The following is a 17,806-nucleotide window of genomic DNA, read 5'->3' as shown; positions in this document are numbered from 1 at the left end:
GCTAGTTGCTATTGTAAAATTAAAAACGATGATGGAAAAGAAAGGGAGTAGCAACTTGCAAATTTCGCATACAAGAGATTCACGAAAGAAACATATAACAACGGATTATACGTTAATATTTTTCTTTTCGATTTTTTTGACCTTGGTATTTGCGGTGAATGACACTGAAATACTGACGAAAGTTTATTACGTTTTTAATGTGAGAGTTAACGAGATAGTGGTGATAACGTCCATTACTCTTATGACATTGTTTCTGTCGCTATTGAAAAATCCTAAATTTGATAAAGTTTTCTTATTTCTGTTTGTAAGTTTGATACTTGGTATTGTTCCGCTACTATATGTGGACACACTCAACAGCTACTGGGGAAACTTTTATCCGCTCATTGTTTCGCTGACTGCTTATTATGTTTGTTCACAGTCCAAGGTCGATTTTACAGAACGGGTTTATCAAACATTATTAATTGTTAGTCTGATTTTATCGTTACAAGTCGTTTATACAGAATTTCAGTACTTCTCGTCGTTGTCGTTCGGGAATCTTTCGAATGTATCGATTAAAGGCGCAATGAATATACCAATCGGATCATCAAATATGATTGCTGCATTTCTTGCGCCAATAATAATTTTCTTGCTTAGTTACAAACGAAATGTGAAAACATGGGGTGTTGTCCTCATTTCATTTTATGCGATTTTACTATGTCGTTCTAAAAATGCAATACTTATTCTGAGCATTTTCCTTTTAATTTCGATAATTTCGAAAATGTTTAAACGTCTCATGCGCGATCAATCTTTGACTCCACAGATGAAAGTTCCAGTCATCATAGGTGTCATCATTTCACTGATTGGAATCTTTGCTTTGTTTATTGATTTTGCAAATACCGTTATAACTGATTTGAGATTTGCTTATTACTCACCTTACATGAATACCGTTTTGAATTATCTAGACACAATTTCATCAGGTAGAATCTATGTTTACCATATGGAATTGAAGAGGTTCTCTGAGCATTTATTTTTTGGGAATGGATTTGGATATGAATTTGGACAAGCTAGAAGTCACAATTGGTTATTAGAATTACTAGTTCAAAAAGGGTTAGTCGGATTTTTTATTTATTTACTCTGTATTTTTTATGTTATTAAATCGGGTCTTGCGTATAAGAGTGATAAGTTTGTATTCGCTTCGCTAAATCTACTAGCTGTTATTTATTTGCAAGGGTTATTCGAGGTAACCATTTTTACAACGGGAATAGATTTTCTAATATGGGGCATTTCAGGTTTCGTGATTTCTAGAGTGAACTATATTAAAAAACACGGATTAGAACCAAAAAGTACATCGCCATCGGTGCATATTACTCACTTGAAGAAGACATAAGAAAAGAGCGACCTGGTCATCGACCAGGTCGCTCTTTCTGCTGTTCGTCTAATGCGTTTTCGATAAGGGTCCGAATCGCTTCGCTTCGGCTCTTCAACTTCTGATCATGCCAATACGACTCGATTCGTTCGACCATCTCGTTCGGCAGCGTGATGAGGATCTGTGAGTTCTTAGTTTTATCGATAGCCATATTCATCCCTCCTACTCGAATTATAGGTTATATAAGTTATATTGACAACTAGCAAAATGCCTGCTAATTTATATATAAGTTATATAACTTTAATTGGAGGGATAAAATATGCAAACGGCAAACGAGCAGTTCTTGAATGATGTCGTCAACTACATCTCGAGCCTCGTCCCGGTCAACGTCGAACGCTGCAAAGGCGACCTGTCGAAGCTACTCGCCAACTATAGTGTTACCAAAGTCGAACCGACCGAGGTGCATCCGGACCTCGAGGACAAGATTCACCTCTTCCTCTCAGCGAAACGGCTTGAAGGGTTAAGTGAGCTCACGCTCGACAACTATGCCCGTGACCTGCGCATTTTTGCCCGCGACATCAAGAAGCGAACGGACGAGATCACGACAGCGGACCTTCGGAACCACCTGTCGACGTTCCCGCATCTCAAGATGAGCTCGCTCGGACGGAAACTGACCGTGTTCAAGTCGTTCTTCGGATGGCTCACGAACGAGGATTATCTCATGCGCGACCCGTCGAAGAAGTTGAAGACACCGAAGAAAGAAAAACGACTACCTAAAGCGTTGTCCATCGAGGAGTTGGAGATGCTTCGTGAAGCGTGCGAGACGAACCGGCAACGCGCATTCCTCGAGATTATGTACGCCACAGGCTGTCGCTTGTCAGAGATTCAACGACTTGACCGGAACGACATCGATTACCATGCGAAAAGCTGTAAGGTCATCGGTAAGGGTGACAAGGAACGTGAGGTCTATTTCAGCTATAAGGCCATGTATCATCTTGAAAAGTATCTCAAATCACGTACAGATGACAACCCAGCGCTTATGGTGTCCGAACGGAAACCCCACGGCCGTCTCTCAAAACGGGGAATCCAACGTGAAATCAAGGTGATCGCCCAACAAGCGGGCCTCGAGAAAAAGGTGAGCCCGCACACGATGCGTCACACGTTCGCCACGTTGACGCTCAACAACGGTGCCGACATCACGGCGGTTCAAGCATTGCTCGGTCACGAGAACCCATCGACGACGCAGATTTATGCACAGCTCACGCAAGAAAAGAAGCGGGAACAGCACAAGAAGTTCTTGGTTCAATAATATCAATCACCGGGCGCCTGAACAGGGCGCCTCTTTTATTCAAAGGAGGTAAAGTGATGCCAAACAAAGTTACGCAAAACATGGTCGAAGGTCTAGAGGGTGTGCAGGATCATGTCGATGATTCGACGATCCACGTCACCCCGCCGGAGAAGGCGACATGGGGCAACAAGCAGGACGCTCTCCCAGCCGAGAATCGGCGGAAAATCACATTCGGAACCGCAGCACCTTCGGGCGGCGCGGATGGGGACGTCTACTTCCAATATGATTAAGGGGCTGATTACATGAGACAGACCTATGTCAAGGTAGGTGGCGTCTGGAAGCCCTGTCACAACGTATGGGTCAAGGTGGCGGGCGTATGGCGTCAGCGCGTTGTCCCGAAAGGTATCGTGGCAGGTGCGTGGCGAACGTTCAAGCAGTACGTCCTCACGCTCGTCAGCGGAGACACGTACAGCGTATCATTTGTGGAATATTCGTCCGCTAACGCATTCATCGTACCGGACGAGGACCACACGCACCTCGAGGCGACAGCGAACATCATCGACCCGCAGGAGGCGTATATCACCACGTCGAGTGCTTACGACTTGACCCCCTTCAACACATTGATCATCGACTGGGAGACTATCGGTAACAACATTGAGAAGACGGGGCAGTTGCAAGTCTTGAACGGTTCGACCGTCGTCGCCTCCATTAACACCTCGACGACGTTTTCACGCCGGACACAATCGATTGATATTTCCGGACTGACTGGACCGCATTCGATCCGTGTCCGACTATGGGTCAATGAATTGACTTCGGCATTCCCGAATCCCAGTGACGGGACGGCCATGCTCGACATTTATCTGTTGTATATGGAATAAGGCGCTCCTCTCGGGGCGCTTTTCTTTTACCCACACGCAGCACACATCACATCAAGGGGGTCATCATTTGGAAGGAAGGAAGGTGGAAGACGTGGAGTTGTTACGCCAACAAGTTTCCGATCATCAACGGGTCATCGAAGATCACGAAGGTCGGTTGAAGGTCATCGACGAGGAGTTGAGTCGAATGCGCGACGATCAGGACGACTTTCACAGCAAGATTGAGCTGATTGAGAAGAACCAGCTCGAATTGAAGAACGTCATCTATTCAGAGAACCGCGAGACCCGTGAGACGATGCGCGGAACGACAGACAAGCTGTTCCTGCTCATCGAACAGATGACGGGCCAGAAGCAGGCGTCGACCGCACTCGAATACGATTACAAGAAAGCGACGCTCGAAGTGTCGGACAAGAAGTCGCAGCGCTTTTGGGAGTGGTTCGGCAAGGCGGCCGGGGCAGGGGGCGTCATCGCACTCGTCGTCGCAGCCCTGTTGCAGCTACTCGGACAATGAGGAGGACAACTATGGACAATCAACGAATCGCCGCTTTCGCACGCCTCGTCGTGCCGTTCTATGCGCTCGTCAACGCCTTTCTCTTGTCGATGGGTTACAATCCTATGCCATTCAGTGATGAGGACGTCACAGCCGCCGTGAACACGGTCATCGGGGCTGTCGGGACGCTTTACGTGTGGTGGAAGAACAACAACGTCACGCAAACAGCGCAGGAAGCGCAACTGATTCATGACCAAGTGAAACGCGTGAAGGAAGAAGTCACCGTGACGAAGGAGGAAGATTTATGAAACTGATCGCACTCGATGACGGTCATGGGATGCAGACGGCCGGGAAGCGGACGCCGTTCATCCCGGAAATCGGTCGCTTCATCCATGAGAACGAGTTCAACCGAGCCGTGAAGAAGTTACTGGACGCTGAATTGAAACGTTGTGGCTTCAAGACGGTGCTCACCGCGCCAGGAGACGCCGACCACTCGCTCGCTTCTCGAGTCAAGGTCGCGAACGACGCGAAAGCGGACCTGTTCATCTCGATCCATTACAACGCGCTAGACGGCAAGTTCGATGGACCCGGCAAAGACCCGGAAGGTTTCAGCGCCCACATCGACCCGTCGGGCGGTCAGAGCCAGAAGTTCGCCGAGATTGCCATCAAGCACCTTGCCAATGGGACCATACAAAAGAATCGCGGTGTCGTGAAACAACAGCTCTACGTTACGGCAAACACGAAGATGCCGGCCGTCCTGTTCGAGCTCGGATTCATGGACAACAACCGCGAGGCGTTGCTTATGATTGCGCCGGCGTTCCAAAAAGAGTGCGCCGTCGAGATTGCGAAAGCCGTCTGTGAGTTCTATCGTGTCCCGTACGTACCCGAAAGCAAGCCGACTATCGTCAAGCCTGCGGTCAAACCGCCAGAGCCTGAGAAGGCACCGGAGCCAGTCGTCGAAGACAAGCCGAAAGCCGGAGACATCAAGGGCTTCAACGTGCTCTATGTGCAGGAGGACGGCAAGCTACGCTATGACAAGCAGTACAAGTCAATGGAAGACGCGGAGAAGCGCCAACGCTTCTTGCTCTCGAAATACGGCGAAGTGCATGTGAAATTGATTCGCCACTGAACGACGAAACCCCACTCGCTTTGAGTGGGGTCTTTTTTATTGCACCAATTCTTTCGGCATCGAGAACCGGCCTGTCCTGAAATTCAGATAGACGCTGAACAGCTCGTCTTCGCTCCGGACATGCAGCAGCACACGCTCTTTCAATATCTTCTCCACACTGAAGATGATGTCTTGCGTCTCAAGCCCACGCGTCAATCGCTCATGGATCCATGCCAATTCCTGTTCGTTCGCCCGACGGACGGGCCACTTATACCGCGTCATCTCAGCACCCCGTTCGCTTCAAGGAAACGTCGGAGCGAGCCTTTCTGATTGCCTCGGTCGAGATGCCATAGGTCGTCGAAGTGCGCCGGGTCGAAGTCCACGGCCGTGAGTCGGTATGTATGTGCGTCAAGCGGTGTCAGGACGACGAGCGGTTGGTCCGCCCCTCCGAGAAAGACGTCATTCTTGCCGAACGAAGCGTACAGTTGTCGTGTCGCCCGATAGTCGCCCCAGAGCGAGACGGGCACGATGCGTTGGTCGATGATGGTCCACATATGGATTCCCCCATGTACATAATAAAAAGCCCTCTGTCGAGAGCTCACTTCGCCAACGTCATTCGTTTATCCTGCGTCACGTACTTGGTGACCGAGCCCGTTTGCTCCACCGTCACCGCGTGAATTTTTCGAAGTAACTCCTCGACTTCCTTCTTCGTGCCACTAATCGCCACTTGGGTCCCACCGATGACCGCAATTTTCATGACTCCCTCCTATCTAGTTGACTAGACGACCGACATAATGATTTATTCCCGCATTATATAGAAGGAAAACCTTTCCCAATATGTCATAAATATAGGAACAAACGTTCTGTAAAATCGTGTAAGATTGTAGTAAAGGTGTGAATGGAGTAGGATTGAATCGCTTACTCTCATGCACAGGTAGAGTAGGGGGATGATGATGAACATTCATTATGACGAAAAGAAGAAAACGTATTATACCCGCGTATCGCTTGGGTACAACAATATGGGTAATCGAATCCAAAAGTACGTGACCGCTAAGACGAAACGTGACATCCAGTCGAAAGTGGCGAAATGGATTAAACAATTCGAAGCCGGGGAATTCGACGAGGTCGAACGGAGTGACGAGCCCTTGCTGTTCTCAGACGTGGTGAACGAATGGATGGCCGAACATGTCGCTGAACTCGCGGTCAACACCCGGAACAGTTACGCGGCTCGTATGAACCGGATGCTTAAAGAGTATGACGAACGAATCATCAGCGAAATCACCACGAGGGACGTACGACTGTTCCTCCGCTCGCTTCAACAAGAGGGACTGACAGCCGAGACGGTCAACACGTACCGGAACATCCTGTCCTCTCTGTTCACGTATGCGACACGAAACAAATACGTAGCTGAAAATCCGGTGAGCGTCATCAAGCAGATGCGTACACCGAAGAAGGAGATTCAAACCTTCACCTCACTTCAACTCGCCTCGTACTTGGACGGTTGCAAAGCACTTGCAGAAGAGGAGTCAAGCCACGGTAACTACGTAGCCTTGAAGACTGCAGCATACACTGGGATGCGCATCAGCGAAGTGTTGGCCCTCCGATGGGCAGACATCGACTTCGAGAGCGGAACGATCCGTGTGGGACGTTCCCTGTCGTATAGTTCGAAAGAGAAGCGCTATACCCTCGACGGCACGAAAAACCAGCGCGTCCGTCATGTCACAATCTCGAGTGAATTGGTACGCACGCTCAAAGGGTACAAGATGCAATGGATGTTTCTGATGAAGCAACTACGCGACGAACCAAATCCCGAGTTCGTCGACCTCATCTTCTTGACGGTAGAAGGGAAGCCACGGCACCGATCGTATCTGCGTCAGTGGCATAAACGTGTCCTGCGACGCAAAGGGTTGGCGGAAGGTTTCCGTATTCACGATTTACGTCATACTCACGCGACGCTCTTGCTTGAACTTGGTGAACATCCTAAGGTCGTCCAGGAACGGTTGGGCCATAAAGATATTAGTGTCACGATGGATATGTACACGCACGTCACGATGACGCTACAGAAGCAGACGGCCGAGACGTTCGGTGCCATGATGGAACACAAAACCGTTGATTGAGATAACAATCGTTCGACAAATCATTTAGTCTTGTCGACAACACGAAAATCGTGAAACTGTGCAATTTCTGTGCAATGAAAAAAAGAAAGCACCTCCTGTCATAAACAGGAAGTGCCGTGAAACGCTTGGTTGAGCGGTATTCTTGATGCCTCCGACGAGAATCGAACTCGTGCTGCAGCATTACCATTGCTGAGGTCTGCCACTAACCTACAGAGGCGGTTACATCTAGTATGTTACACAGTCTGTCATGAAATTTCAAGCTTTTTTAGAATAATAAGACCCCCGTCCTCCTCATTGTGAGAAGGGCGGGGGTGCGTTGAATCAAGCTTACTTCGTCCGGACCCAAACTGCTCCAGCCGAGTTGTCTTTCGCTTCGCCGACGACGTCGACGACGAGACCGTATTGTGGAAGTTTACGGCCCGCATCTGGGATGAGCGAGTTGATGTACGTGTTGGCGTCGTTGAACTGTTTCACGCCTGGTTGAGCTTTGTAGTCATAGATGCCACGGCTCGGTGAATCGATGTACCAAGGGAGCGTCTTGTCTAAGCTGAACGCCGCGTCTGCGATCTGGTAACGCGTGCTGCCAGCGACTGTGTCTTGACCGTTCAAGTTGCCGATAAGTGCCTCAGGGTGCGAGTCGACGACACCGAGGAAACCTTCACCCGGATGGATGCCGACCCAGTTGTCTGAGAACGAATCATCCGCATACCAGACAACGAGACCTGTGTTGTACTTGACGCCACGGCCGTTCAAGAGACCAGTGTCAGCGCCTTCATGGTTGCGCCACTCGAGGTAGTAGTAGTGCGGTTTCGAATCATAGCCGTCCGACTTGACGAAGCCGTCGAGCGTGACTTTCTCTGCGCCTTCCGCATCGTCAGCGAGGAGCGATTGTCCGCTTGACGTGATCGACAAGTTGTCGAGGGCGAACCCTTCAAGGGCAAGACCACCGTCCGTCACGTATTCGAAGACGATTTGTACGTCTTGATCAGCGAACTGTGACAAGTCGTACGATTTGTTCACCCAAGCGCCGTTCGTCGATTCCGCACCGTTTCCAGTGTTGTCATCGCCGTAGACGTCAAGGACGACTTCTTTGCCGCCGCTGAGTGCTTTCACGTACAAGTAGTCGTAGTCAAACTCGATATCGAAACGTGTGTCGAAAGCGAGTGTACCGTCCGCTCCAAGTTTGACCGTCGGTGTCGAGAGTTCAGTATGCAAGTTATCGCCTTTTGTCGAGTAGTAGTAATACTCGCCGTATTCTGGTTCGATGCCTTTTACTTTCTTGTCTGGAAGGTTCACTTTCAACAATCCAGGGTTGGTTGATTTCGTCACCGATTGATCGAGTTTCGAAACAAAACCTTGTTGCGTGATGTCTTCAAGGTCAACTTCCGTGATGTTCGCCCAGTTGCCGCCCATCAATTTTTGGAAGTACTCTTTGTTTTGTGGCGAGAAGCTCGTTGGCTCTGTACCCGCCACTTTACCAGCCCAGCTGCCGCCGCTCATGATTGACCATGATTGGACCGGTTCGCCTTGACCTGTGTACTGTGTATCGTACTCATCTGGAAGACCGAGGTCGTGACCGTATTCGTGAGCGAAGACGCCGACTGCGCCGTCTTCAGGTTGGATTGTGTAATCGAATGCCGCCATTTGACCGCCCCAGTATGGGACAGCTGCTTCCGTACCTGCTACGCGGTAAGGGCTGTTGCCGACGACCCAACGGTGTGACCAGACTGCATCGTCACCGAGGACACCGCCACCAGCTTCTTGGCCGGTACCAGCATGGATGATCATCAAGTGGTCGACCAAGCCGTCCGGCTCGTTGAAGTCGCCGTCACCGTCGAGGTCATATAAATCGTACTGATCGTATTCGGCGAGGTCCATGCCTGAAGCGACCGCCGCGTTCAACGTGTCTTTAACGAGTTGACGCGGACCTGGCCCGATGTTGTCATTCCCGCCGGCCGGATTGTCACCGCCGTAATCTTTCGCTGTGCCCGGTACGGTCAACCAGTCTGAGACAGTGCCGTCGACCGTGTAACTGCCGCCCGACTGTTCTTCATAATACTGCTTGAACGTTTGGACTTTCTCACCGTTGAACAGTTCGAACGATTCGTCGCCGAACATGTATTGCTCGTAGTGTTCTTTACTAAAGTTGTCGCTATAGAGATAACCTTCTTCTTGAACGACGTTGTTATGTTTGAAGTCGCTGTACTCGACGAGAAGGACGAGGACTTTGTCTTCACGGACGGCGCCGTTATAGCCAGCTTGCTTGGCCGGGTCGACTTTCACTTGGCCGTTCGGCTTGCCTTTTCGATAGTTCGCTTGTCCTTTTTTCGCTTTGTCGAGGAGACGTTTCGATTCTTTCTCGAATTGGTTATGTATCTTCTCTTTCGCTTCAGCGGCTTTATCGTTCAAGCCGTGCTTATGGACGTCTTTCGCATTGCCTTGCTTCTTCTCGATATAGGCATCGACGGCCTTTTGGCGCTCGGTGGCCGAAAGCCCTTTTTTGATGACGCCTCGTTTCTCGAGCGCTTTGGCGAGCCGATCCTCATCGATGATGTTGTGATCGAATGGAGCGGTCGAGCTTGGGGTTGGCAACGGTGAGGCGGCGAGTGGAGCGGCACCGACGGCCGGGATCGCACTGACGCTCATGACCGATGTCAATGCGACGGCGAGCGTCGTACGACGGATGGAACGTTTTTTCATTTGTACTAACCTCCTGTGAAAATAATGGGAAATTGTGTGAGCTTGAATCCAACGTTAAACTTGTGTCTGATTAATGTCAATATTCAGAAAATAATAACTTAAAAAAGAGACTTTCGTCCCGAATGGTCCTAAAGACCTAAGGGGTCAAGTCTCTACATCGATGATGCCGTAATGAAATTTGGATGTTTTACGAACAATCCTTTTAAAACCAAACGTTTCAAACGTCTCACTCTCAAAGTGAGCCTTTAGGACAATTCGTCTGGATGCAACACGACGGGCCTCCATCATGAGTTCAAGAGACAGCGGATTCGTGTTGGCGAGGGATCGTAATGGGTTCAAGTGAACCGATTCTGAAATCGTCTTTTCGAACATTGGGTCGAAGTAGACGACATCGAATGAATCGTCCGGGCATGTCTTCAAATAGGTGAGGGCATCCGTCCAAACGACCTCGAGCCGACGCATCGCCTCATTGACGGCGGGCTCTTTTTCTTCCCAAACGGTTAGCCCTTCCTTGACGAGCATCGCTGTGACAAATTCGCTCTCGATCCCGACGGCGCGACCCGACGGACCGACGGCATGACTGAGGACGATACTGTCGGAGCCGAGCCCGAGCGTACAGTCGAGGACCCGGTCACCCGGTTTGATTGCGGCGGCATCGACGAGCGGATCGTTCCCCCCACGCGCAAGCTGCTTCACACGGAACACCGAGCTCGATGGGTGGAAAAAGAACGGTTCATCTCCGGCGAGAGGGGTGTATTCGACGCGACGTTTATCAAATACGAGCACCCCGGCATGGTGACGTTGTTTTAACGTGTCGATGGAATGTTTGCGACGGGTGACGAAATGGGCGCCATAAGTCGCCGCATGGGCCTCGGCCCGTTCGATGGTTGCCTCAGTCGGGCGTAAACAAGTTGTAACGATATAAGTCATAGTTTCTCCTTACTGAAAAAATGAGACGCAGAAGCGTCTCATTTTTTCTTGCTGAGTAAATCCGATAACTCGTCGATGAGTGCCTTGTGGGAGGCAAGTTCTTTCTTCTTCTCGTCGTTCGGGTTAATCGGGCGTTTCGAACGGCTCTGGAGCGCCTCGAGCGTTTCGTCGATTGACGATTTGAGCGTGTCACGATCTTCCGGCTTGAGGGTGACCTCATGCGGGTTTTCACCGCTTGCGTCGAGTTCGCGTAGACGAGCCATCAATTGTTTTGCTTCTCGGTTCAAATCAGCGAGCAATCTGTCAATTTGTTCCAACCGAAGCTTGATTCCATCACGTTCCGTAAACATTTGTTTCACCTCTTTTATGGGGATAACCCTGTTGTCTCTTCCCATTTACTTTACCATAATTTTCGAACAACGAAACTACCGGGAATATATTCCATTTTTATTGGCTGTGGGAAACACTGTTTCTCTATGCCCACATGAATCTCAACTGGTATACTGACTTAGCTAAAAAGGAGGTGGTCGGATGCAGTCGACAACTCATCCACCAAAAGCGCTTAAAGGCGCCATTTTATCGATCACGACGTATTTGGTCTTATCTGTATTAAAAGTCGTCTTCGGTTTGGTGTACAATTCGGAGGCCGTCCTCGCCGACGGATTCAATAATACGACCGACATCATCGCATCAATCGCCGTCTATATCGGCATTCGCATCGCCGCACTGCCCCGAGACGCCGAACACAAATACGGTCACGCCAAAATGGAGACGCTCGCCGCGCTCGTCGCTTCGCTGATCATGGTCGCCGTCGGGGTGTTCGTTCTATTGAACAGCATCGCCACTCTAATCGGTGGTGAATACGTCGAACCGAATCCGCTTGCTGCTGTCGTCGCGTTCTTAAGTGCACTTGTCATGTTCGGCGTGTATGCGTACAATTCGAACTTGGCCAAGAAAACCCGGTCGCTCGCCTTGAAAGCGGCCGCGAAAGATAATTTGGCCGATGCCATGATCTCGATCGGGGCTACGCTCGGCGTTCTCTTCGCTTACTTCAAATTGCCTTGGATGGATACGGTTCTCGCCGTCTTGATTGCGGGAATGATCATCCGGACCGCGATTCAAATCTTTCTCGATGCGACACATCAGCTCTCTGACGGATTCCCGCCGGACCTTGTCGATTCGTATGAAGAGACGATCCAACATTTCGATGCCGTCAAGGAAGTCCGTGAAATCAAAGGACGTCACCTCGGCAATCACGTCATGCTCGATGTGACGATTGCCGTCGAAGGAAGCCTCACCGTCGAGGAGGCGCACGATTTGTGTGATGACATCGAACGGGAGCTCGACGAACATCATGCTGTCGATTCGGTCCATATTCACATTGAACCGGTCTGATTTCGGTTATCTTTTGCGCTTCACGGCGCCGTTCGTATATAATGAGTTTGGAAAGACTATGAGATAACTGTTAAGGAGGGCACGGGATGGAAATCGTGCGTCAACCTATTCGTCAGATTGATGAGATCGAATATGAGCATTTTAAAAAATATGGTCAAAGTTCTTACGGCATCTCAGCCGAAGAGTTAAAAGGCATCTTTGTCGAGATGGGGGCAGAGCAGGTATACTCGGCCGATGAGCATAGTTATGGGGAGGACTTCTATTATGATCTCCTCGTTGACGGGCAAATCGTCGGAAAAGTGTTACTCTTGAAACTCGCTCGCGTCTATCAGCTCGATTTGATGGTGTTCGACGCCTTCAAGGGCAATGGCTATGCGACAGAAGGCTTGCGCCTCGCGCTCGAACAATCCGACTTAAGAGAAGGACATACCGTCCGCGCCGGCATCCCGCCGACGAGTCCACATCAGGAAGCGGTACGCCGTGTCCTTGAGAAGAACGGCTTCGAGAAACGGAACGGCCTTTACTATTTAAACTTTAAGAAGCGATATGTAATCAACCACTGAACTGACGGCGTCTGACGCGTCAGTTTTTTCGTATGGAGGTTTTACCGATGAAACAAGTGACAATCAACGACATCGCCAAACTTGCCGGGGTCGCCAAAAGTACCGTCTCTCGTTATTTGAACGGGGGTTCGGTCGGACAAGCGACACGCGAGAAAATCGAACGGGTCATTCAAGAGACGAACTATGAACCGAACCAGTTTGCGCAAAGCTTAAAGTCGAAACAGACGAAAATGATTGGTGTCATCGTCCCTCGTCTTGATTCCTATGCGGCTTCGCGTACGATGATGGGCATCGACGAGCGGTTGACCGAGCGCGGTTATCAAATGCTTGTCGTTAACACGGCCCAACAGACCGAACGCGAGATCGAGCAGTTGTATAATTTGGCAAAGCAGAAAGTGGCCGGCATCATCTGGCTCGGGACGACCGTGACGCCGCGGCACTTGCAGGCGATCAACGATATCCAAATTCCGGTCCTATTGATCGGTCAAGAGCATGAACAGGTCCATAGCCTCGTCTATCCCGACTACGATGCGGCGTTCGCCCTCGGTAAGCAGTTCATGGACTGGGGGCACCGTGACGTCCTATATGTCGGTGTCGGTCCATACGACATCGCCGTCGGACAGGCACGGCGTGACGGTTTTCTCCATGCATTCAAGGAAGCCGGAGCGAACGTGACGACGTATACGACGACGTTCAAGATCGAGGATGCCATCCCAATCGGGGAACGGATCGCCGAGGCGACCGATGACGCGACGCTCATCGTCTGTGCGACCGACAACATCGCCCTCGGTGTCTTGAAAGGGCTCGCCAATGGCGGAAAATCGGTGCCGGTGGATATCTCGGTGAGCGGATTCGGCGGCTATGATTTCACCGAAGTGCTCCATCCAGCGATCACGACGGTGCATCTTCCATACCGTCGGACAGGGTCTCGTGCGGCTGACATGATTCTCCAATTGTTAACAGGCGAAACCATCCCGATGAAAACGTTCACAACTTTTGAATTAAAACTGCGAGAAAGCGTTGACATTTTAAATTAAATCGATTACATTTGTGTTGCGGAACCGGTTCCGCAACATTTTTTATTTGTTTTTGGAACCGGTTCGATAAATGACACGAAGCACGACATTCAGATATGGAGGTGGACGGATGAACACCGTACATTGCATTGGTGAACTATTGATTGATTGGGTTTGCGAGGACGCATCGAGCGACCTCGTCAACGGGACGACATTCGTGAAGAAAGCGGGGGGCGCACCGGCAAACGTCGCGGCGGTCGTCAGTAAACACGGAGGAAATTCGAGTTTCCTCGGTCAAGTCGGGGCAGACCCGTTCGGACGCTTTTTAAAACAGACGCTCGTCGACAACGGCGTCGGCGTCGAAAACTTGGTGGAGGAAGGTGACACGACGTTCGCATTCGTGTCGATTCAAGAAGACGGGGAACGAGATTTCACGTTCCGACGCGGCAGCGATGGCGACTATGCCTTCGAGTCGATTGACTTGTCGGCCTTCAAGCCTGGAGACATCGTCCATTTCGGATCGGCGACGGCACTCCTCGACGGCGAGTTAAAGAACGCCTACTTTAAACTGCTCCAGTTCGCCAAGCGTGACGGCCTGTTCGTCTCGTTCGACCCGAACTACCGCGACGCGCTCGTGACCGACCTCGAGGCGTTCAAACAAGATTCGCTCCATTTCATCGCCGAAGCGGACTTCGTCAAGTTGAGCGAGGAAGAAGCGCACTTGTTGACTGGGCTTGACGATTTAGACGAAGCGATCGCGTCGCTTCTCGAAACGGGTGCGAAACGGATCGCCATCACACTCGGCTCGCGCGGGACACTGATTGCGACGAAAGACGTCAAAGACGTCATCGCTTCAGTGAAAATTGAAAGCGTCGATTCGACGGGAGCGGGTGACGCCTTTGTGGGCGCCTACTTGTATCGCTTAGCGACTCTAGGAATCGATGACGAGCGCTTACTGAAGGATATCGAATACGCGAATGTGACCGGCGCTTTGACGTGCACGGCATACGGCGCGATTCCAGCCATACCAACACAACAACGCGTGCTTGAAACGCTAGGAGGGAAACCAGCATGAACTACAGACAAGAAGCAGAAGCGATTTTAGAGGCTCTCGGCGGGAAAGACAACGTCGCCGCCGCGGCCCACTGTGCGACCCGGCTCCGCCTCGTCTTGAACGACGAATCGAAAGTCGACGAGAAGAAACTTGACGCCCTCGACGTCGTCAAAGGAACGTTCTCGACCGGTGGCCAGTACCAAATCATCATCGGTGCAGGTACGGTTAACAAGGTGTACGCTGAGTTCGCCCAATTGACAGGCCTCGGCGATATGTCGACAAGCGACGTCAAGTCGGCCGGCGCGAAGAAAGGCAACCCGCTCCAACAGTTCGTCAAAATGTTGTCGGATATCTTCGTCCCAATCATCCCGGCCATCGTCGCCGGTGGTCTCTTGATGGGGATCAACAACTTGCTCACGGCACCTGATTTGTTCTTCGAAGGAAGCTCACTCATCGATCAGTACCCAGGCATCGCCGATCTCGCCGCGATGATCAACACGTTCGCCAACGCCGCCTTCGTCTTCCTGCCCGTCTTGATCGGGTTCTCCGCCGCCAAGCGGTTTGGGGGTAATCCGTACCTCGGCGCTGCGCTCGGGATGATCATGGTTCACCCGGATCTCGTCAATGCCTACGCCCAAGCGACGGTCGGTGATATCCCGGTTTGGAACATTCTCGGCTTTGAAATCGAGAAGCTCGGTTACCAAGGACAAGTTTTACCGGTCCTCGTATCCGCTTATATCTTGTCGAAACTTGAAATCAATATCCGTAAATTCATGCCAGCATCACTCGATATCTTGCTCACACCGCTCCTCTCGCTCCTCATTACGGCGTTCGTCACGTTCGCCTTCGTCGGACCGATCACACGCGAAGCGGGTAACTTGATCATCGACGGTCTCGTTTGGACGTACGACTCACTCGGCTTCTTCGGCGGTCTCGTCATGGGTCTCTTGTACGCACCGATCGTCATCACAGGGATGCACCACAGTTTCATCGCCATCGAGACACAACTTCTTGCCGATATCGCACGTACGGGTGGATCATTCATCTTCCCAATCGCAGCCATGTCGAACGTCGCGCAAGGTGCGGCCACACTCGCTGTCTTCTTCTTGACACGTGACCAAAAGATGAAAGGTGTCGCTTCAGCATCTGGGATCTCGGCACTCCTCGGCATCACGGAACCGGCAATGTTCGGGGTCAACTTGAAACTTCGTTATCCGTTCATCGCGGCCATCATCGGTTCAGGCGTCGCCTCGGCGTTCATCGTCGGACGTGAAGTCCTCGCCGTTGCCCTCGGTGCGGCAGGTCTTCCAGGGATCATCTCAATCGCACCGGCATCGATCGTCTCGTATATCATCGGTATGGCTATCGCCTTCGCGGTTGCCTTCGGATTGACGTTCGTGCTCGCGAAACGCCAAGCGAAAAAAGAAGCAGTCAAACAAGCAGCATAATGAAAAGGAAGTGATGTTATGAGTTGGACGAAGGCAGAGCGTTACCGCTCGTTACGTGACGTGAGTGCCCTCGAGATGGAGACGCTCCGCACGAAGACGGCAGCTTCCCCGTGGCGGTTCGGATACCATATCCAACCGCCGACGGGACTCCTGAACGACCCGAACGGATTCACGTATTACAACGGGGAATATCACATGTTCTATCAGTGGTTCCCGCTCGGACCGGTACACGGTCTCAAACACTGGTATCATGTCACATCACCCGACCTCGTCACGTGGACGGACCGCGGGGTGGCGTTAGTCCCGGAGACGACCGAAGATTCACACGGTGCCTATTCAGGCAGCGGGTTCGTGAAAGACGGGGAACTCCACGTCATGTACACGGGCAATCACCGGACGGATGACTGGACGCGTCACGCCTCGCAAGTGCTCGGCGTGTTGCGGGATGGCTTGATCGAACGTCGCAATGTCGCGATTCCGGACGTGCCGGCCGGGTACACGGAACATTTCCGTGACCCGAAAGTGTGGCTCGAGGACGGCGCCTATTACGCCGTCGTCGGCGCACAACGTACGGACGAGACGGGTTGCGTCGTCTTGTATCGCTCGGTCGACTTGGATGATTGGACGTTCCTCGGTGAAATCAAGACGGGACTCGATTCGTTCGGCTACATGTGGGAATGTCCTGACGTGTTCGAACTGAACGGGCAGCACGTCCTCGTCTTCTCGCCGCAAGGGATTGAACCGGACGGGCATCGCTATCACAACATCTATCAGTCTGGGTTCTTGATCGGCAAGCTCGACGTTGAGACGTTAACATTCACCCACGGAGCGTTCGAGGAGCTCGACTTCGGGTTTGATTTTTACGCCCCACAGACGACAGAACAGGACGGACGACGCGTTCTCGTCGGTTGGATGGGACTCCCTGAAATCGAGTATCCGACGGACCGCTTCGGTTGGGCCCACGCCTTGACGTTACCGCGTGTGCTCACAATTGAGGAAGGGATGCTCAAGCAGCGTCCGGTGGCGGAGATGACAACGCTTCGCCAAGACACATTCCTCGACGCGTCCGGCACATCAATCAGCGTCGCGACACCGGACCGGTATGAGCTTGAGGTGAAAACGGATGGGTCAGACTTCACGCTCGACCTGCTTCAGGTCGAGAATGAGTCACTCGTCATTCGTTACGACGCGACGGCAGGCGAATTGACGATCGACCGGACGAATGCCGGAGAGCCGTTCGCGACCGAGTTTGGCACGACACGGACGAAAGCGATTCATGTGACGTCGCTTCACGTGTTCGTCGACTCGTCAAGTGTCGAATGCTTCGTCAATGACGGTGAGTCGGTCGCCACGCTCCGTCTCTTCCCGAGCGAGCTCGAGAAACAGTTGCGTTACGAAGGCGCGACTGCGAGCCTGACCGGTTGGACGTATCAATAAGGAAGAGCTGAGCTTCGGCTTGGCTTTTTTGTTTACCTAC

Annotated in this window: 21 protein-coding genes and 1 tRNA gene; 14 read left to right on the top strand and 8 right to left on the bottom strand. The window is 51.5% G+C overall.

Annotation, left to right across the window (positions count from 1 at the left end):
- The first annotated feature begins 55 nt into the window (after positions 1-55).
- Positions 56-1,366, top strand: coding sequence for an O-antigen ligase family protein (locus KNP60_RS13355; protein WP_214797667.1), 1,311 nt, complete (start codon positions 56-58; stop codon positions 1,364-1,366).
- 16 nt (positions 1,367-1,382) lie between these two features.
- Here KNP60_RS13355 and KNP60_RS13350 read toward each other — a convergent pair whose 3' ends face one another.
- The gene (locus tag KNP60_RS13350) at positions 1,383-1,556 is read right to left on the bottom strand and encodes a CopG family ribbon-helix-helix protein (RefSeq protein ID WP_214797666.1); all 174 of its coding nucleotides are present in this window, start codon (positions 1,554-1,556) and stop codon (positions 1,383-1,385) included.
- Positions 1,557-1,664: 108 nt separating this feature from the next.
- Here KNP60_RS13350 and xerA point away from each other — a divergent pair, with 108 nt between their 5' ends.
- The 6 genes from xerA (at position 1,665) to KNP60_RS13320 (ending at position 5,127) form a co-directional block, all read left to right on the top strand.
- The gene (gene xerA / locus KNP60_RS13345) at positions 1,665-2,654 is read left to right on the top strand and encodes a site-specific tyrosine recombinase/integron integrase (RefSeq protein WP_214797665.1); all 990 of its coding nucleotides are present in this window, start codon (positions 1,665-1,667) and stop codon (positions 2,652-2,654) included.
- Positions 2,655-2,710: 56 nt separating this feature from the next.
- A complete protein-coding gene (locus KNP60_RS13340; protein WP_214797664.1) occupies positions 2,711-2,923 on the top strand; it encodes a hypothetical protein in 213 nt (70 codons plus the stop codon).
- Between the two features lie 12 nt (positions 2,924-2,935).
- Positions 2,936-3,511 carry a hypothetical protein gene (locus KNP60_RS13335; protein WP_214797663.1) on the top strand — a complete coding sequence of 192 codons (576 nt, stop codon included), beginning with the start codon at positions 2,936-2,938 and terminating at the stop codon, positions 3,509-3,511.
- 67 nt (positions 3,512-3,578) lie between these two features.
- The gene (locus KNP60_RS13330; protein ID WP_214797662.1) at positions 3,579-4,019 is read left to right on the top strand and encodes a hypothetical protein; all 441 of its coding nucleotides are present in this window, start codon (positions 3,579-3,581) and stop codon (positions 4,017-4,019) included.
- A gap of 11 nt (positions 4,020-4,030) precedes the next feature.
- A complete protein-coding gene (locus tag KNP60_RS13325; protein WP_214797661.1) occupies positions 4,031-4,306 on the top strand; it encodes a phage holin in 276 nt (91 codons plus the stop codon).
- Complete coding sequence (locus tag KNP60_RS13320) at positions 4,303-5,127, top strand: N-acetylmuramoyl-L-alanine amidase (RefSeq protein WP_214797660.1); 825 nt, start codon at positions 4,303-4,305, stop codon at positions 5,125-5,127. The genes KNP60_RS13325 and KNP60_RS13320 overlap by 4 nt, the downstream gene beginning before the upstream one ends.
- A 36-nt stretch (positions 5,128-5,163) precedes the next feature.
- Here KNP60_RS13320 and KNP60_RS13315 read toward each other — a convergent pair whose 3' ends face one another.
- The 3 genes from KNP60_RS13315 to KNP60_RS13305 are packed head-to-tail and all read right to left on the bottom strand — an operon-like array spanning position 5,164 to position 5,863.
- Positions 5,164-5,388: a hypothetical protein gene (locus tag KNP60_RS13315; protein WP_214797659.1), complete on the bottom strand. Its 225-nt coding sequence runs from the start codon at positions 5,386-5,388 to the stop codon at positions 5,164-5,166.
- The gene (locus KNP60_RS13310) at positions 5,385-5,660 is read right to left on the bottom strand and encodes a hypothetical protein (protein WP_214797658.1); all 276 of its coding nucleotides are present in this window, start codon (positions 5,658-5,660) and stop codon (positions 5,385-5,387) included. Before KNP60_RS13310 ends, KNP60_RS13315 begins: the two co-directional genes overlap by 4 nt.
- Before the next feature lie 44 nt (positions 5,661-5,704).
- Entirely contained in the window at positions 5,705-5,863 is a 159-nt protein-coding gene (locus KNP60_RS13305; protein WP_214797657.1) for a hypothetical protein, read from the bottom strand.
- 196 nt (positions 5,864-6,059) lie between these two features.
- Between KNP60_RS13305 and KNP60_RS13300 the strand changes: the two genes are divergently transcribed.
- Positions 6,060-7,223: a tyrosine-type recombinase/integrase gene (locus KNP60_RS13300; protein ID WP_214797656.1), complete on the top strand. Its 1,164-nt coding sequence runs from the start codon at positions 6,060-6,062 to the stop codon at positions 7,221-7,223.
- 146 nt (positions 7,224-7,369) lie between these two features.
- On the opposite strand, the gene KNP60_RS13295 is transcribed toward KNP60_RS13300, so the two are convergent.
- The 4 genes from KNP60_RS13295 to KNP60_RS13280 form a co-directional block, all read right to left on the bottom strand.
- Positions 7,370-7,440, bottom strand: a tRNA-Thr gene (locus tag KNP60_RS13295).
- Positions 7,441-7,550: 110 nt separating this feature from the next.
- Positions 7,551-9,923: an immune inhibitor A domain-containing protein gene (locus tag KNP60_RS13290; RefSeq protein ID WP_214797655.1), complete on the bottom strand. Its 2,373-nt coding sequence runs from the start codon at positions 9,921-9,923 to the stop codon at positions 7,551-7,553.
- A 144-nt stretch (positions 9,924-10,067) separates the two neighbouring features.
- Positions 10,068-10,853: a class I SAM-dependent methyltransferase gene (locus KNP60_RS13285; protein WP_214708658.1), complete on the bottom strand. Its 786-nt coding sequence runs from the start codon at positions 10,851-10,853 to the stop codon at positions 10,068-10,070.
- Positions 10,854-10,891: 38 nt separating this feature from the next.
- Positions 10,892-11,203, bottom strand: coding sequence for a hypothetical protein (locus KNP60_RS13280; protein ID WP_021067357.1), 312 nt, complete (start codon positions 11,201-11,203; stop codon positions 10,892-10,894).
- A gap of 181 nt (positions 11,204-11,384) precedes the next feature.
- Here KNP60_RS13280 and KNP60_RS13275 point away from each other — a divergent pair, with 181 nt between their 5' ends.
- From KNP60_RS13275 to KNP60_RS13250, 6 genes are all read left to right on the top strand, one after another.
- Positions 11,385-12,248, top strand: a complete 864-nt coding sequence (locus tag KNP60_RS13275) for a cation diffusion facilitator family transporter (RefSeq protein WP_214763998.1) — start codon at positions 11,385-11,387, stop codon at positions 12,246-12,248.
- Between the two features lie 86 nt (positions 12,249-12,334).
- Entirely contained in the window at positions 12,335-12,811 is a 477-nt protein-coding gene (locus tag KNP60_RS13270; protein WP_138859460.1) for a GNAT family N-acetyltransferase, read from the top strand.
- Between the two features lie 47 nt (positions 12,812-12,858).
- Entirely contained in the window at positions 12,859-13,848 is a 990-nt protein-coding gene (locus tag KNP60_RS13265) for a LacI family DNA-binding transcriptional regulator (protein ID WP_214797654.1), read from the top strand.
- 109 nt (positions 13,849-13,957) lie between these two features.
- Positions 13,958-14,902 (top strand): carbohydrate kinase family protein, encoded by a 945-nt coding sequence (locus KNP60_RS13260; protein WP_214797653.1) that lies wholly within the window; start codon positions 13,958-13,960, stop codon positions 14,900-14,902.
- Positions 14,899-16,329, top strand: coding sequence for a sucrose-specific PTS transporter subunit IIBC (locus KNP60_RS13255; RefSeq protein WP_214797652.1), 1,431 nt, complete (start codon positions 14,899-14,901; stop codon positions 16,327-16,329). Before KNP60_RS13260 ends, KNP60_RS13255 begins: the two co-directional genes overlap by 4 nt.
- 18 nt (positions 16,330-16,347) lie before the next feature.
- On the top strand, positions 16,348-17,766 hold the full coding sequence (locus KNP60_RS13250) for a sucrose-6-phosphate hydrolase (RefSeq protein ID WP_214797651.1): 1,419 nt from the start codon (positions 16,348-16,350) through the stop codon (positions 17,764-17,766).
- Positions 17,767-17,806 lie beyond the last annotated feature (40 nt).

The organism is Exiguobacterium sp. s5, assembly GCF_018618075.1.
GTDB classification, from domain to species: Bacteria; Bacillota; Bacilli; order Exiguobacteriales; family Exiguobacteriaceae; genus Exiguobacterium; species Exiguobacterium mexicanum_A.
Note: the sequence above shows the minus strand (reverse complement) of the source record. Positions and strands in the feature narration are given on the sequence as shown.